This window comes from Microcoleus sp. POL10_C6, assembly GCF_036701585.1.
Lineage (GTDB): Bacteria > Cyanobacteriota > Cyanobacteriia > Cyanobacteriales > Microcoleaceae > Microcoleus.
Window position 1 is genome coordinate 69568 of sequence record NZ_JAUBRB010000004.1, and the last position, 16031, is coordinate 85598.

Sequence of the window (16031 nt, forward strand, 5' to 3'; positions counted from 1 at the left end):
CCTAATTAGCTTGTTGTTATTCGTCCTTTGAGCAGTTGTAGCGGGTACATTCATAAACTCCTTTTGCTACATCAGCCAGTAACTCTTCAACCATTTCCAAAATCTCAGCAACTCGTGCATCGGCGAGTTGATAGCTTGTGTACCGTCCTTGCTGCAGGGTGTTTACCAGACCGCAATCACGGAGACAGCCCAAGTGGTTTGAGGTGTTAGATTGCGATAGCCCGGTTGCTTCAACAATTTCACTCACAGTCATTGCACGCGATCGCAGCACGTCCAAAATCGCCAATCGGGATGGATCGGAAAACCCACGAAAGAGTTTTGCTTTCAAGCGAGTGGACTGGGATTGAGCAGAGACAATCATATGCTTAGTTCCAATACAAAGCTCTTTTGTATCATCATATCAGCAAATAATGATATGTAAACACCTGAAAGCTTATTTATACCCTCACCTGAGCAGCGTCGCCATTCCCACATCCGCTATTGCCCAAGCCGGAGCATCGTTAATCCCATCTCCCAGTATCGCTACAATTTTCCCTGGTGCTTGCAGTGTTTAGATTTGAGCTGCTTTTGGGTCTAGTCCAACTTCAGCAAAAACGCGCTGGATACCAGCAGAAGGGCGACCGACTCAACTCATGCCTTGGAGTTTGACTGTCAGATGATCCATATATGCACTCTGAAATTGGGAATGGGTAATATTCTGCCTTCTGTCTTCAACTGCCAACAGATGCGATCGCTTTCCTAACTTCATTTTCCGGTTTCACAGTTTGAATTGTCACCAACTTCGTCTTGAGATCGGCTTAAACAACGGCGGCTGAGTCAACTGCTTGGACTTCTCTAGTCCACTGGAGTGTCAAGGGGGATTGCGAAATTAATCAGGAATTATGGAAAAAGTGGTTTGACACCCTACCCATAGGGGTAAGGCGCGCACTGTGCACCCTACATAATTAGGTTGTGAGTCCTGTAAATCTTAAATTTGAGTTCGATCGACAGCACAGCAATAATTTTTTACAATTCCCAGTCGAAAATTTCATCCTAATTTCATTTATATGTGGAAAGCTGAAGATAAATAGTCGTTTTAAGCATATAAAATGTATGAAACCAATTTCATTAAAAACCGGCTTTGCAGGGCTGACATTGATCGCCACAGCCGCCCTAACCAGCGGAGTGCTCGCAGCTTGTTCAAAAGCTCCTACAAGCCAAACTCAAGCCCCAAACGTTACGGCTGCAACCGAAGTGAACAACAAGCCAGACGCGGCACAAGGTGGCATGGGTGGCATGAATCATGGCATGGATCACAATATGTCAATGGATTTAGGCCCGGCTGATGCCGAGTACGATTTGCGATTTATTGATGGCATGACACTGCACCATCAAGGTGCAGTAAACATGGCAAAAGAGGTACTAAATAAATCCAAACGCCCGGAAATGAAAAAAATAGCAAATGAGATGATTGCCGCTCAGAACCGCGAAATCAATCAAATGAAAGAGTGGCGAAAAGCTTGGTATGCCAAAGCCAGCAGTACGCCAATGGCTTATCACGCTCCAATGAGTCACACGATGGCAATGACTCCCGAACAAATGCAAAGCATGATGATGAGCATGGATTTAGGGGCCGCTGACGACCAATTTGACTTGCGATTTATCAATGCGATGATTCCCCACCACGAAGGAGCTTTAGTGATGGCCCAAGATGCTTTGAAGAAGTCGAAGCGGCCGGAAATAAACAAATTGTCCCAAGAGATTGTGACTTCGCAAAAGCAAGAAATCGAGCAAATGAAAGAGTGGCGGCAAGCTTGGTACAAACAGTAACACCATATTTCACCCGGATTTCATTTTTATCTGCAAAACTGATCTTTGAGTTCAGATTCTCCCCTACTCAATCATGCAATACTACCCCCGTGTCCGCTCCTCAGCACCGATTGTTCACTTTTCGGGAATACTCCTGACTCTTTTGTTATTCATCGAGTCCACCCCCGCTTTTGCCCACGCTGGCCACGGAGATGAATTTAAGCATAGCGACGAAGCAACTGAAACTCCTACTGCTATTTCTGTCGATGCTGAAACAGCAAAACGATTAGGTATTAAAGTCTCCCCTGCCGCTCGCCAGCGACTAGATATTGGCATCAAAACCACAGGACAAATTGAAACTTTACCCAACGAAAAAGTAGAAGTGACGGCTCCTGTTGCTGGGAAAGTAGTAGAGTTGCTAGTTAAGCCTGGGGACAAAGTATCAAAAGGTCAACCGGTTGCGGTTTTATCGAGTTCAGAATTAGGACAATTGCGGGTTGAATCTCTCTCGAAACGTGCTGAAGCTGAGGCAGATTTGCAGCAAGCACAAGGAGATCTAAAACTAGCACGAGAAAATTACGATCGCCAACTTCAAATATCCGCAGCAGAAATCGCCCAAGCCAAAACCCAATTGACGGCGGTAACTAAGCAGTACCAGCAAGAACAAGAATTAGTAAACAAGCGTTCAGTTGTGCAAGCCGCTCAAGAAAACTATCAGCGCCAAGTTGAAATAGCGCAAGCCGAAATAGCGCGGGCAGAAACTGAACTGACTGTGGCAAAAGAACAGTTCGAGCGCGACAAAGAATTAGTGGCATCAGGAGCGATCGCACGACGCACAATGCTGGAATCGCAAGCGCACTTCGCCGAAGCACAAGCCACTGTTGCTAAGGCAAAAAGCCGTCCTGAAGTTATCCAAGCCCAAACCGAAATTAAACAAGCCGAAGTAGACCTCCCAATGCGGGAATTGCGGGAATCTCAAGGCATGGTTGCAGAAGCAAAAGCTCAACTTACCAGAGCTCAGAGCCGCCGGGAAGTCCTAGAAGCCGAGAACCAACTCAAACGCGGCAAAACTGCCGTCCAAGTTGCTCAGTCGCGCATTCGTTTGGCTGACGCACCCTATCAAGCGCGGCTCCAACAATTAGGAACGGTTGCCAACGATCGAGGACTCGTTACCGTAGTTGCTCCGATTTCGGGGACGGTAGCCGATCGCGAAATCACTCCAGGAGAGTCAGTAAACGCTGAAAAACCGTTGATGAGTCTCTTAAATGACAGCCGCGTTTTTGCCACCGCCAATATCTACGAAAAAGACCTAAATAAAGTAAAACAGGGTCAGGTAGTCAGGGTAAAAGTCGCTAATTTACCTGATCGCATTTTCAATGGAAAAATCGCCTTCATTGGGTCATCCGTCGAAGGAGAAACGCGGGTTGTGCCGGTGAAAGCAGAAATAGATAATATTAACGGCGAATTAAAGCCAGGACTGTTTGCTGAGTTGGAGATTTTAACCGACAAAACTGCCACAAATATTTTAGCAATTCCGAGTGCAGCAATAGTGGAGGTTAGCGGGAAAAAAACCGTTTACGTCCAAAATGGCAATGCTTATCAAGCTGTTGAAATTGAACCCGGTCAAACTGCTGGAGATTTAGTTGAAGTTAAAACCGGTTTATTCGAGGGAGATTTGATAGTAACGCAGCGAGCACCTCAACTTTACGCCCAATCTTTACGGGGCGGCAGCGATAAACACTCAGAAGACGAGGAAAAGAAAGAGGCAACTCCAAAGGCAACAGAGGTTAATTTTAATAATTTACCCGTGTCTTTATGGTGGGCGGGAATAGGGGGAGGAATTGCGATCGCATCCCTAACTTTCACAGCAGGCGTGTTGTTGGGAAATCGGCGCAAATTGCCAGCATTAGCAGCGGATTCAGGAAACCATGCCGCAAATAATGGTTTTTCCGCCTCTGCATCGGCGTTAGACACTGAACTGGTGTTACACAATGACAACCATCACGTTAAAACTCAAGAGGAAGAAGTCAAGAGTTTGAAGTAAACAATTGCGTGGATATAGCAATTTAATGGCCAGAAGTATGTATCTATTAACTCAAAGCTAATAAAATGTTCAGCACTATTCTTAGATGGGTAATAAACCGCCGGTGGCTAGTCGTTGTCGCCACCATTATTGTTAGTCTTTGGACATTTTCTATCATCCCCCAAATGTCGCTCGATGTCTTCCCGCCTTTCGCACCGCCACAGGTAGAAATTCAGACGGAAGCACCGGGGCTCGCGCCGGAAGAAATCGAGTCTTTGGTAACACTGCCGATCGAAAGTGCGATTAACGGAACTCCTGGGGTAACAGCAGTGCGATCGGCTTCTGCTGTGGGCCTTTCTGCCGTTAAGGTAATTTTTGATTGGCAAACTGACATTTATCAAGCGCGCCAGTTGATAACAGAAAGGTTGCAGCTAGCGCAAAGCAAACTCCCGGCTGGGGTAGAAACACCGCAAATCTCTCCGACAACTTCACCTGTCGGTCTGGTGATTACCTATGCTTTTACCTCGGAAACTACTCCTTTGATGGAAGTGCGCCGTCTGGTTGACTGGCAAGTCACAAACCGCCTTTTAGGCGTGACTGGCGTTGCCCAAGTCGTGGCTTATGGCGGCGATCAGAAGCAATATCAAGTATTAGTAGAACCTGCCAAGTTAAAAGCTTTTAATGTGTCGTTGCAGCAAGTTGCCGAAGCGACAGCGGCTGCGAATGTTAACGCGCCAGGGGGGTATTTAATTACGCCGGATCGAGAAACTTTAATCCGGGGGGTGGGGCGGATTGAGTCTGTGGAAGATTTGCAGCAATCTGCGATCGCATCTCGGCAAGGAACAGTCGTCAGAATTGGTGATGTCGCTGATGTCAAGGTTGGTGCTGCTATCAAGCGGGGCGACGGCAGCTTTAACGGCAAAAAAGCTGTGATTGTGATGGTAAACAGACAGCCCGTTGCTGATACTCCAGCGGTAACGAAAGCGGTTGAGGCAGCAATGGCTGAGGTACAGGAAGCTCTACCAAAAGATATTAAAGTTACTGTGACTTTCCGACAGGAAGAATATATTAATTCTTCGGTGGAGAATGTGCGATCGGCTTTAGTTGAAGGCAGCATCATCGTCACCCTTATTCTTATCCCGTTTTTGATGAATTGGCGCACTCTGGCGGTGGTTTTGCTGGATTTCTTTCTGACTTGGCTGTTGGCGCTGCTGGCGATGTATTGGCTGGGGCTGGGATTAAATACGATGACTTTGGGGGGTTTGTCGGTGGCGATCGGCACTGCGATCGACGATGCGATCGTCTATGCGGAAAATACCTACCGCAATTTGAGAGAAAATAAGGCTTCTCTTCATCCTCGCCCGGTAATGGATGTGATTTTTGATGGCAGTCAGGAGGTGCGCGATTCGTTAATTGGAGCGACTGTTATTGGGATTGTGGTGTTTTCGCCAATTTTTACTTTACCCGGTATAGAAGGTCGAGTTTTTACGCCTATGGGGATTACTTATCTGATAGTTGTGGTGATTTCTAGTCTGGAATCGCTGTTAATATCTCCGGCCCTCTGCGCTATCTTGTTGCCTACTAAACGCATGAGATCCGAGGAACCTTGGCTGCCGAGATTTTGCAAGCGCACCTATCTTTTTTTTGTAGAATTGTCAATGCGCTATTCGTGGATTATTTTAGCTTTTGCTGCTGCTAGCATGGTGGCTGCATTAATTATTTTGCCTTCGTTTGGACGGGTGTTTTTGCCTGAGTTTCAGGAGCAAACTTTGGTGAATACTATTCAGCTTTATCCGGGGGTGTCTTTGGAGACAACAGATAGCGCAGCTTTTGCTATTGAAGATGCACTTAAGAATGATAGCAGGTTTGAATACGTGCAAGTGCGATCGGGCAGAGCTCCGGGAGATGCGGATGCTGCGGGAGTCAATTTAGCTCACATTGATATCGGTTTGAGCGAGGAGGGCATGAAAAATAGACCGAAAACTTTGGAGGCGCTGCGGCAGGAATTTGCTAAATTGCCGGGAGTTGCACCAAATATCGGCGGTTTTATTTCTCACCGGATGGATGAGGTTTTATCTGGTGTCAGAAGTCAGATTGCTGTCAAAATCTTTGGCCCGGATTTGGATCAGCTTCGCAGCCTCGGGGCAAAAGTTGAAGAGCAAATGAAAACAGTTGAGGGAATTGTGGATTTGCAACTCGAACCGCAGGTGCCCGTGCAACAAATTCAAATTAAGTTTAACCGCCAAGCAGCGGGTAGATACGGTTTGAAAATCGGAGAGCTTTCTGAAATAATTGAGACAGCTTTAAACGGCAAAGTTGTTTCTCAAGTTTTAGAAGTTCAGCAAACTTTTGATTTAGTTGTTTGGTTGCAGCCTGAAGCCCGAAATAACTTAGAAACTATTCAGAATTTGTTGGTTGATACTCCAAGCGGTAATAAAATTCCCCTCGCCCAAGTTGCTACTGTCAAATACGGTACTGGCCCCAATACGATTAACCGCGAGAATGTTTCTCGCTTGATTGTGGCGGCCGCTAATGCTAAAGGTAGGGATTTGCGATCGGTTGTGAATGAAATTCAAGCTAAAGTCAAACAAGAGGTGGAGTTGCCTTTTGGCTATTTTATCCAGTACGGCGGTCAATTTGAAGCCGAGCAAAGAGCTTCGCAAAATATTATGATATTTAGTGCGATCTCTTTTCTTGTAATTACAGTATTGATGTACTTGTCCGTCAAGTCAATTCCTTCAACTGCGATGATTATGATTAATTTACCCCTCGGATTAGTGGGAGGAGTAATCGCGGTAGCTTTAACTGGTGGCATCATCTCTGTAGCTTCCCTGGTTGGCTTTGTTACATTATTTGGCGTTGCCACCCGCAACGGCTTGCTTTTAGTAGACAACTACAACACTAAATTTGCCGAGGGAATGCCTTTTAAGGAAGCAATTATTAAAGGATCGATGGAACGGCTCAATGCTATTTTGATGACCGCTTCAACTTCAGCTTTAGGTTTAGCACCTTTAGCATTAGAAGGCGGCGCGGGAAAAGAAATCCTGCAACCGTTGTCAGTAGTAGTTTTAGGCGGATTGTTTACTTCTACAGCATTAACGCTTCTGGTGTTACCCGCGTTGTACGCCAAGTTTGGTAGATTCTTAGTGCCTAAACAAACACCGCCAGTTTCTGACAACGGAAAGGTAGTTCAAGCTGTTTTTGAAAAGTGATTTTCGCGGTATATTGCTCCGATTTTCTTATTCGTTTAGGTTCCAAAAAAATAATGTGAAGAAAATACTAATTAATGCGGTTGCATTGACTCTGGTTAGTACAGTTTTAATGGCTCCTAGCTATGCAAGTTTCGAGACAGATGAGAGTAGGCTTTCCAATGTAGACGGAGACGTGTACTCTTCCCCTACTCGCTGGCGGCTTGTCAAACAAACTTTCGTATTACACTTTCCTGAAAACAGCAACCCTGTTACCCAGATAATTATTGCCATTCCACCCACTGTCGGTGTGAGTAATGATATTGAGGTGCTGGAACACAAGGGTGGGAAAATTAGCATCAATGTTTCTGTCAATGGCAGAAACATTATATTAGACTTCGTGGAACCCGTCGCTCCTGGCAGCAGGATTGATATTAATTTCAACAAAGTTAAACAACCCATTCTCGATTCTACTTCTGTGTACCGATTTTCAGCTAAAGTCATTGGTAGTGATACAGAGATTCCCATAGGTGTAGCTGAGTTTCGCACAGATTAATTAATCTAAAGATTGCCATTAATTCTTAGGGGAGTATGCAAGATAAAGATGATGTAAAATTTGTTAGAATTACTAATCATTGAATGCAACGAGTAAAGCACATGAATTTATTCAAATCAGGCTTGATTGTTCTAGGAAGTGTGGGTCTGTTTTTCTTGGGAGCTTGTGGGAACAGCAACCAAGCCGCCAATTCCGATGCTAGTTCTACTGGTGCACAGCCTGCCGAGTCCGCGTCGTCCGATGGAGCAGCAAAAAAAGAACCCTCTACCCATGCCGGCGCGTCTCACAAAGGCGCTCAAGTTGTCGAGTCAGATCCCTATCACTTAGAGTTTGTCTCTGAGAAAGAAGATAATGGAACTCGTTTAGATTTCCATCTTCTAAAAGAAGACAATAACGAAGAAATCTCTAATGCTAAAGTAACGGCTCAAATTCAGCTACCTGATGGTAGTCAAAAGACACTTCCCATGACCTATGGAGCTCAAGAAAAAAGCTACACGGCTTTGCTTCCTGGAAAGGCAGCGGGTCAGTATCAGGTGAAAATTACTTCGGATATTGGCGGGAAAAAAGTAGACGGTCGCTTTAGTTTTAATCAGTAAATTTTCCCTGTTGGGTAGGGCAAGAGAAACAAGCTTCAAGGGTAGCGATCGTGTCTCACAATCACAGTCACGGAGGACACGGACACGACCACGGAGGTGGTAATTACAACCGTGCCTTTGCCATCAGCATCGCACTCAACACGGGGTTTGTCATCATTGAGCCAGTTTATGGCATTCTTGCCAATTCCCTTGCCCTACTTGCCGATGCAGGTCACAATTTGAGTGATGTTTTAGGTCTGCTACTGGCTTGGGGAGCAACCATCCTGGCCCGTCGGCGACCTACAGCACGCCGCACCTATGGGCTGCGTCGTTCTTCCATTTTGGCGGCTCTGTTGAACGCTATTTTTCTGCTGGTAGCTTCAGGGGCGATCGCTTGGGAAGCTATTCAACGCTTTTCAGAACCCAGCTCAGTATCAGGCGGTACAATTATTGGCGTTGCAGCCGTAGGCAGCGCTATTAATACGGGAAGTGCCTTAATGTTTATGGCCGATCGTCATAATGACTTGAACATCAGAGGCGCGTTCCTCCACCTGATTGCTGATGCAGCAGTATCTTTGGGTGCGGTGCTGGCTGGCATCGCTATTGTGGCAACTGGCTGGCTTTGGTTTGACCCTATTATGAGCTTGATTATTGTTGTTGTTATTGTGTTAGGGACTTGGCAATTGTTCCAAGAATCCCTCAACTTAATAACAGATGCCGTACCAGCAAGCATTGAACCCCTTGCAGTCCGCACTTATTTAGCTGGACTCCCTGGCGTAACTGGTGTTCACGACCTTCATATTTGGGCAATGAGTACAACTGAGACAGCCCTCACAGCTCACTTGGTAATGCCTACAGCTTATACTGGTGATGCTTTTTTAGTGCAGATAAATCGAGAGCTGCACGACCTTTTTGGTATTGAGCATACTACGCTCCAAGTAGAAACAGGCGATCCGAGTTATCCTTGCCCTCTCGCTCAAGAAAATGTTGTGTTGTGAGTATAAAAAATATCTTGATACACACTATTCTTGATCCTATCCCATCGCACCCTCGGCAGTAGCAACTTACCACCACAGGAATGAATATTTTCTTTTGAAAATCTGATTTCTGGATAAATGTGCTTGAACGGTCAAAAATTTCATCCTGATTTCATCTCAATATGTCAATTTAGATAATAACAGAGTCGTTTACTAAGGATTCTGAGGCTTGATTAACGAGATCGGTTGTCATACAGGAGTAAAATAATGAAAAGGCTAATCTGTTCGGCTGTAGCTTTAGCTCTCACAGTTCCGATTGCTGCTGACTATGCCGGTGCCAGCATAGGATCTAGTCCTCATATTGATGGAGCTGTACAATTTCCTCAAACTCGGTCGAGGATTGTTCGGCATACGATTAGGTTGCACATTCCTCAAGGCCGTAGCCCTCTTTCTCATCTGATTATTGATGTTCCAAAGGGGTTAATAGTCAGCAACAATATCACTTTAACAGACGATGTGAAAGGAAAAATTAATGCTGATTTTTCTATTTTAGACAACCAAATTGTAGTGAAAATCTCTCAACCAGTTGCGTCAGAAGCGAAGCTTAAACTTGTTTTAAACGATGTAAGAATAAGAGGTGTTTCTAACGTTTGGCTATACCGAATTTCTACTAAATTTGTTGGCGTTAATAGAGAAATTCCTATTGGTGTAGCTCAATTTCGTGTCTATTGAGGCGCGGGAAAGGAAATTTTGCAACCTTTGTCAGTAGTAGTTTTAGGAGGATTGTTTACTTCTACTGCCTTGACTCTGTTAGTTTTGCCAGCTTTGTATGCTAAATTTGGGAAAATTTTACGACCTCAACAACCTCAGCCAGTTATTGAAGACGGGAAGGTAGTTAAAGCTGAAATAGCGAACTGATCAACCCTCCTTCATTCCCTCAATCAAAGTGCAAAGTTCCTCGCTATCGGGATTGTCTGAAGCTCGATTTGTCCAAAGTTTTTTATAAGCTTCCAACTCAGCTTTGAACGCACTCATGCGCTGAATTTCCTCCTCAAAGAAATCTATTTTGCGACTTAATAAGTCTTGCACTAGCGGACAAGCTGTTATTCCTTGACGGCGAGAAGCCAAAATTTGCTGAATTTCTTGAAGAGAAAAGTTGAGTCTTTGGGCTTTCTTAATAAATTGCACTTGTCTGGCAGCATCGGCTGTGTAGTAACGATAACCGCTACTGTTGCGTAAGGCAGGTTCCAGTAACCCTAGGCTTTCATAGTATCGCAGGGTGCCTACAGTAACACCAGTTTGCTTGGCTAGTTCTCCTATTTTTAGTAGCTGCTGTTCTAGGGATTCTGTTGCAAATTTTGTCATAGCAGTTCTAGGTAAATTGGCACCCTATCATTATAGCGGTAGCCACTTTTACTTCCACTTTTTTGTGCTGGTTATACTCACCCAATTTGGGATGAGAAAATAAAATATTTTCTCCATAATTCTAGTGACTCAAAAAGCAGCAGTAACTCAAAACTGAGTTACTGCTGCTTTTTGGTATTTTCTTGCTTATCTCCTGCCCCTGCCAATATAAAAACCACTTATATTATGCGCTTTTTCCTATATTTTTTTAAATCAATAAACCTGACTTATTTCACCCAAATTTCATTTTGGCGTGATGATAATAACTCGGCTTTAGTGTTGTTTGTTGAGAACGGTTTTTCCACCTGTAGCGCTTTTGTATTTACTCAGAAGCTATATATGAAAATTTAGAAATTAGATGCGTTTACCCTGATTCTGAAGTTGCAAGCTTGTAATTAGGCAAAGAGGGCTTCTGGCTAATTGATAAGCATGATCTCGCGCTCGGATACTAAAATTTCCCGCAGGCAAGCAAGATAGATGACCAGGACTAACTACCGTGTATTTTGAAGGATCTAAATCAATGATTCAACTCTTACAAACAGCGCTGAAATCATCCCTAGCTCGCGATATCACCCAGGCAATTGGACAGGTTCCCATTGTTCGTCTCAATCGCTTGAGCGAACTCTGTCAGCATCACGAATTTTATCTCAAATTAGAATCCTGTAATCCCGGTGGCAGCATTAAAGAGAAAAATGCTGTATGTCTGGTTCAACACGCAGAACGTACCAGGTTACTCGCCCCCGGTGGCACAATTGTTGAATCTAGTTCTGGTAATTTCGGCATTGGTTTAGCAATGATTGGTGCAGCGCGAGGCTATCGCGTGATGATTGTCATTGATGGTAAAACACCGCCCCCGATTCGGCGAATGCTGGCTGCCTATGGAGCAGAATTGGTAGATGTCCCCCTGAGTGCGGCAGATGCCAATGGATCGATGCAAGTTGCGAGGATGAAAAAAGCCAAAGAACTCGCCGAAACCATTCCTGGTGCCTGGTATCCTTGCCAGCACCGCAATCCCGAAAACCCAACTGCCCACGAGCAATTTACTGCTCGTGAAATCGAACAGGCTTTTCCCGTAGCACCAGATGTTATCGTTATTGGCGTTAGTACGGCGGGACAATTGGCGGGAATTAGCCGATATTTTAAACAGCGTCATCCCCAAACTCGAATTGTCGGCGTAGATGTGGCAGGTTCGGCTATTTTTGGCACGCCGTCTCACCCCTATAAAATGACAGGATTGGGGTTATCTTTTGTACCGCCAAATTTTGATCCAATGGCACTGGATGCAGCGTATTCTGTGAACGATCGCATTGCCTTTTCTGTTTGTCATGCCCTGGCACGTCGAGAAGGCTTGTTGTTAGGAGCATCCACAGGGGCTATCGTTGCCGCTGCCCTGGCTTACAGCCAGCAGCATCCCCATTCTCAACGCATGGTACTGTTGAACCCGGATCGAGGCGATCGCTATCTCGAAACAGTCTACAATCCAGAATGGCTGTCCGAGCAAGGGATTGAAATCTTAGAACAAAAAGCCCTCACCGCTACAATTAACGCCCTTCAAAGCGTCCCTCTTACCCTCGTGCAACAGCAACAACCTTCATAAACAATGACCTTAAAGGCTTCTCAAAGTCCGTCTAAAATCGGTCTGCTAGATTTATGGCGGCAATTTATTCCCCTCTCCCTCAGCGATGTGGCAATGGCTTTTGGCGATCCGATGATGACGGCTGCCCTAGCTCATTTACCCGATGCACGGGTGAATTTGGCAGCCGTAGGCATTGCCAAAGCCCTTGCGGTCTTTTTTGAAAGTCCGATTATTATGATTCTGCACGCCTCGAATGCGCTTGCACCGAATGGGCGATCGCGTCGCGCCTTGTGGCGATTTACGCTTTTAGCAGGCGGCGGACTGAGTGCGTTACTGTTGCTGCTGACGCTGCCGTTTATTTTCGCCACGCTGGGAGGGACGCTGTTAGGAATTCCACCCCAATTGCGGCAGACAGTGCAGAGTGTGTTGACGTTAATGTTTCTGTGGCCTTTGGCGATCGCGTGGCGGCGTTATTTTCAAGGATTGCTCATCCACACAGGTCATTCTCAGGCGGTTGCCAAAGCTAGCATGGTTCGTTTGTTAATTGTAGCCCTAACGTTATGGGGCGGATTTATGTTGAAAATGTCAGGCGCACTGCTGGCGGGGACTGCTTTAATCGCGGGGGTTCTCTCAGAGGCGCTGGTTGTAACCATTGCGGCGCACCGGCTAGGAGCCACTCGTCTGCCTCGACCAATTGATTCTGAGTTAAAGCTACCCACCAATCTCAAAAGTGTGTGGAATTTCTACTGGCCTTTAGGCTCTTCAATGCTAGTAGTCTGGGGCGGACGTGCTGTCCTGGTGGGAATTATTGCCCGCGCCCAAGACGCTAATATTGCATTGGCGGCTTGGCCTGCGGCTTGGGGATTGGTTTTGGTGATTGCCAATGCGACTCGCATGGTGCAGCAGGTGATTATCAAAAATCGAGATCAAGTGAGCGATCGCCAATTAATTGCATTTGCCCTCAGTGTGGGTGGATTTTGTTCGCTACTGTTGTTTTTAGGTAGTACAACGCCATTTGGGTTGCAGGTTGTGCAAAGTTTTATCGGCAACGATGAAGCCCTGGTTGAGAGTATCCGTCCCGTATTGCTGTTGTGCGCGTTTGTACCCCTTCTGGTGGCGGTGCAAAATGCTACTCAAGGTTTTTTGGTCGGGGCAGGTCAAACCAAAGGTCTGAATTATGCAACTTGGATTGGCACGACTATATTGCTTTTAGTTGCGTTCGGTGCAGTTCAGCTTGGGGCATCGGGTGCAATTGCGGCTGCGAGCGCGATGATTATTTCTTTAACAATAGAAGTATCCTGTCTCGCGTTCAATTTACGCAAACAATTATAGCAACCGCCAAGGCTGCGCCGGACGCAAGGCGTAAGACATCCTCGATCGCATGGAGTAAACCATCAAAATTTTGAGAGATCGCTAATCAGTATTTACTTCTTGGCATCATCATTAGTTTCTCCATCGCCGTCCCTTTAATTGTCGATTACAGTTGGCGGGGTTGTCACCCCGCCAGGGTGTTATACTATCTCAGCACTTACTTGTGTGCACACTATATGTAGTGTGCACACAAGCAAGATCGCACTATTCGAGAAGCAGGGTAAAAGAGCAATTAGAAAACTAGCTACCAGATTTGATGTGAGTAAGTATAATTGTTGAACGACTTTTTAGTAGCTGCTGTTCTAAGGATTCTGTTCCAAATTTTTTCATAGCAGTTTTAGGCAAGTTTGAACCCAATCATTATAGTGATAGCCACTTTCAGTTTTGTGTAGTGGTTATAGTCATCCAATTTTTCGATAAAATACTCTATCTTGTCCAAAATAATATTGAAAAAAAAAGCAGCAGTCACTCAAAATTGAGATCGTGCTGCTGTCGGATATTCTCTTGCTTATCCCTGTTAAAAATCCGTGAGGTAATCTACACACCGGGGAAAATAAGGATTATTTATCGCAATTAGCTTGAGGGCAGTCAGGAGTAGGAGTAGTACAGGGGCCGGCGGCAAAGACAACCGCGGCTGTACCTGCTGTCAGGAGAACTGCCGTCAAAGCTGCAAGAGTGAAGCGTTTAGTCTGAGTTGCTTTAATCATGAATTTTTACCGGGGAATCTAGGATCGAAAAGTTTCTTTGGGAAACTATATATAGCATAAACCCTCAAGTCGGCTATAGAGTCAAGGGGGGGAAAGATTAAAAATGATAAAAATATTGAATTTCCGAGGTCACGATCCGAATACCTGTATGAAAGTCTGAAGATTTCATCCAGATTTCATTTTTGGGTGTCATATTCTAATTATTGTACCCAAAAAATAAATCGAATGAAAGCGCTCAAGTCAAGCTTAGTTATTCTAGGCAGTGTCGGATTGCTGTTTTTGGGAGCTTGCAGCAAAAGCGACCAAGGAACCGGCCCAAACAGCAGCCCAACATCCGCTCCTGTTGCCTCTCAACCTAATACTTCCAGTTCGGCCGCTTCTCCTGCAGCATCTGCTAAAACAGAACCTCCCAAACCATCTAAAGGAGGTCAAGTTGTCGAGTCTGGACCTTACCACCTAGAACTTTTAACTCTGAAAGAGGATAGCGGAACTCACTTAGATCTTTATTTGCAAAAAGGCGATACCCACGAACCGATTCCTAATGCAAAAGTGACGGCACAAGTGCAGTCTCCGAATGGAGAGCAGCAAACGCTGGACTTCAAATACGATGCTGATGGCAAACATTACGCCGTTGTATTTCCAGGCAAAGATGCAGGAAGTTATCCCGTGAAAGTGACTGCGGATATTAACGGAGAAAAAGTTGACGGTCGTTTTAGCTTCAATCAATAGAATGCAAGTTTTCTTACAATTGATCGGAAATCCCCTAAAATGATTTAAACACAGGATAAGCAGCACAGCTTTCTCGCAAAATGAATAGTCTAAATTACCAAGATTATCCGGTTGAGCGAGGAATAGAAGGAATAATCATTTAGATGCTCTAGCATTAATGAAAGTCAATGCTCGGAAATTTATAAGAGTACAAAATCCCTAATCAAACGAGGAAAGACCATGAAAACAGTAAAGTCAGGTTTAATTATTCTGGGTACTGTGGGGCTAATATTTTTGGGAGTTGGAAGTAACAACAGCCAAGCTGCTACTTCAGCCAACAGTTCTGCCGTCTCGTCTTCAAAACCCATTACAAGAACAGAGATAGCCGCCGCTCAAAACAAAGGCGGTCAAGTCGTTGAATCAGGGCCTTATCATTTAGAGTTGGTGGTCGAGAAAGAAGCCACTCAAACTCACCTGGATTTCTATTTGCAAAGAGGCGACAACCACCAGACAATACCTAATGCGAAGATAACCGGTCAAATTCAGATGCCCGATCGCACTCAAAAGACTGTTACCTTCACTTATGACCAGAAAGACCAGCACTATACAGCTTTCCTGCCTGGAAAAGTTGTAGGTCAGTATCAGATGAAGATTACTGCTGATATTAACGGTCAAAAGGTAGACGGTCGATTCACCTTCACTCGGTAGACTTTTTAGTAGGTTGAATCTGCGGTTGACTGGTTGACGGGTTGCTGGCGGGCTGTTTGTTGTCGTGACCAACTAATGCCCGCCAACTTCCGTTTAGAAAGAAGAAAGCAGCCATAGGCACAAGGCAACACGCCAGCATTGCTATCCCCATACCCATCCATAGGAGAATTGGGTTTTTTAATTTTTGCTCGCTCATTTTTATAAGTTTCATTCTGTCATTTTCACAGTAGGGTAATTCGGCAATTTTATGATAGCATACCGGATTGCTGTCAGAGATGAGCTATTTACCTGCACTATAAGTCGCATCAATATTAAAATTTTCATCCTGATTTCATTTAGGAATGTAAACCTTAAGTTGAGCGCGGTTAAACGCTGTCTAATCAGAATGTAACGTTTCTGGTGTTGCACCCGCCAAGTAGTAGGGATACGTCACTGCCCGCAGGTGTCAAC

At 45.1% G+C, this 16031-nt stretch carries 16 protein-coding genes and 1 pseudogene; 12 read left to right on the forward strand and 5 right to left on the reverse strand.

Going from position 1 to position 16031, the window contains the following annotated elements:
• Positions 1–16: 16 nt before the first annotated feature.
• Together QUA34_RS03540 and QUA34_RS03545 are read right to left on the reverse strand one after the other, a co-directional pair.
• Complete coding sequence (locus QUA34_RS03540) at positions 17–361, reverse strand: metalloregulator ArsR/SmtB family transcription factor (RefSeq protein WP_333260972.1); 345 nt, start codon at positions 359–361, stop codon at positions 17–19.
• A 264-nt stretch (positions 362–625) separates the two neighbouring features.
• Positions 626–748, reverse strand: coding sequence for a hypothetical protein (locus QUA34_RS03545; protein ID WP_333176545.1), 123 nt, complete (start codon positions 746–748; stop codon positions 626–628).
• 344 nt (positions 749–1092) lie between these two features.
• Here QUA34_RS03545 and QUA34_RS03550 point away from each other — a divergent pair, with 344 nt between their 5' ends.
• The 8 genes and pseudogenes from QUA34_RS03550 to QUA34_RS03585 all read left to right on the forward strand — a co-directional run.
• Complete coding sequence (locus QUA34_RS03550; protein WP_333176548.1) at positions 1093–1809, forward strand: DUF305 domain-containing protein; 717 nt, start codon at positions 1093–1095, stop codon at positions 1807–1809.
• Between the two features lie 73 nt (positions 1810–1882).
• Complete coding sequence (locus QUA34_RS03555; RefSeq protein WP_333260975.1) at positions 1883–3832, forward strand: efflux RND transporter periplasmic adaptor subunit; 1950 nt, start codon at positions 1883–1885, stop codon at positions 3830–3832.
• 65 nt (positions 3833–3897) lie between these two features.
• Complete coding sequence (locus QUA34_RS03560; RefSeq protein ID WP_333176553.1) at positions 3898–7023, forward strand: efflux RND transporter permease subunit; 3126 nt, start codon at positions 3898–3900, stop codon at positions 7021–7023.
• 55 nt (positions 7024–7078) lie between these two features.
• Positions 7079–7555 (forward strand): DUF2808 domain-containing protein, encoded by a 477-nt coding sequence (locus QUA34_RS03565; RefSeq protein ID WP_333176556.1) that lies wholly within the window; start codon positions 7079–7081, stop codon positions 7553–7555.
• Between the two features lie 101 nt (positions 7556–7656).
• On the forward strand, positions 7657–8151 hold the full coding sequence (locus tag QUA34_RS03570) for a hypothetical protein (RefSeq protein WP_333176559.1): 495 nt from the start codon (positions 7657–7659) through the stop codon (positions 8149–8151).
• Positions 8152–8201: 50 nt separating this feature from the next.
• A complete protein-coding gene (locus QUA34_RS03575; RefSeq protein WP_333176562.1) occupies positions 8202–9128 on the forward strand; it encodes a cation diffusion facilitator family transporter in 927 nt (308 codons plus the stop codon).
• A 246-nt stretch (positions 9129–9374) separates the two neighbouring features.
• A complete protein-coding gene (locus tag QUA34_RS03580; protein ID WP_333176565.1) occupies positions 9375–9839 on the forward strand; it encodes a hypothetical protein in 465 nt (154 codons plus the stop codon).
• A pseudogene (locus QUA34_RS03585) lies at positions 9840–10025 on the forward strand (efflux RND transporter permease subunit); the annotation flags it as partial.
• Here the strand turns inward: QUA34_RS03585 and QUA34_RS03590 are convergent.
• Positions 10026–10472, reverse strand: coding sequence for a heavy metal-responsive transcriptional regulator (locus tag QUA34_RS03590; protein ID WP_333176567.1), 447 nt, complete (start codon positions 10470–10472; stop codon positions 10026–10028).
• A gap of 559 nt (positions 10473–11031) precedes the next feature.
• Here QUA34_RS03590 and QUA34_RS03595 point away from each other — a divergent pair.
• Together QUA34_RS03595 and QUA34_RS03600 are read left to right on the forward strand one after the other, a co-directional pair.
• On the forward strand, positions 11032–12108 hold the full coding sequence (locus tag QUA34_RS03595; protein ID WP_333176569.1) for a cysteine synthase family protein: 1077 nt from the start codon (positions 11032–11034) through the stop codon (positions 12106–12108).
• A 3-nt stretch (positions 12109–12111) separates the two neighbouring features.
• Entirely contained in the window at positions 12112–13419 is a 1308-nt protein-coding gene (locus QUA34_RS03600; protein ID WP_333176572.1) for a hypothetical protein, read from the forward strand.
• 599 nt (positions 13420–14018) lie between these two features.
• On the opposite strand, the gene QUA34_RS03605 is transcribed toward QUA34_RS03600, so the two are convergent.
• Complete coding sequence (locus QUA34_RS03605; protein ID WP_015211800.1) at positions 14019–14165, reverse strand: hypothetical protein; 147 nt, start codon at positions 14163–14165, stop codon at positions 14019–14021.
• A gap of 225 nt (positions 14166–14390) precedes the next feature.
• Between QUA34_RS03605 and QUA34_RS03610 the strand changes: the two genes are divergently transcribed.
• Both QUA34_RS03610 and QUA34_RS03615 read left to right on the forward strand, forming a co-directional pair.
• Positions 14391–14894 carry a hypothetical protein gene (locus tag QUA34_RS03610; RefSeq protein WP_333142758.1) on the forward strand — a complete coding sequence of 168 codons (504 nt, stop codon included), beginning with the start codon at positions 14391–14393 and terminating at the stop codon, positions 14892–14894.
• A 219-nt stretch (positions 14895–15113) separates the two neighbouring features.
• The gene (locus QUA34_RS03615; protein WP_333142757.1) at positions 15114–15581 is read left to right on the forward strand and encodes a hypothetical protein; all 468 of its coding nucleotides are present in this window, start codon (positions 15114–15116) and stop codon (positions 15579–15581) included.
• Here the strand turns inward: QUA34_RS03615 and QUA34_RS03620 are convergent.
• Positions 15571–15792 (reverse strand): hypothetical protein, encoded by a 222-nt coding sequence (locus QUA34_RS03620; protein WP_333142756.1) that lies wholly within the window; start codon positions 15790–15792, stop codon positions 15571–15573. The genes QUA34_RS03615 and QUA34_RS03620 overlap by 11 nt on opposite strands.
• Positions 15793–16031 lie beyond the last annotated feature (239 nt).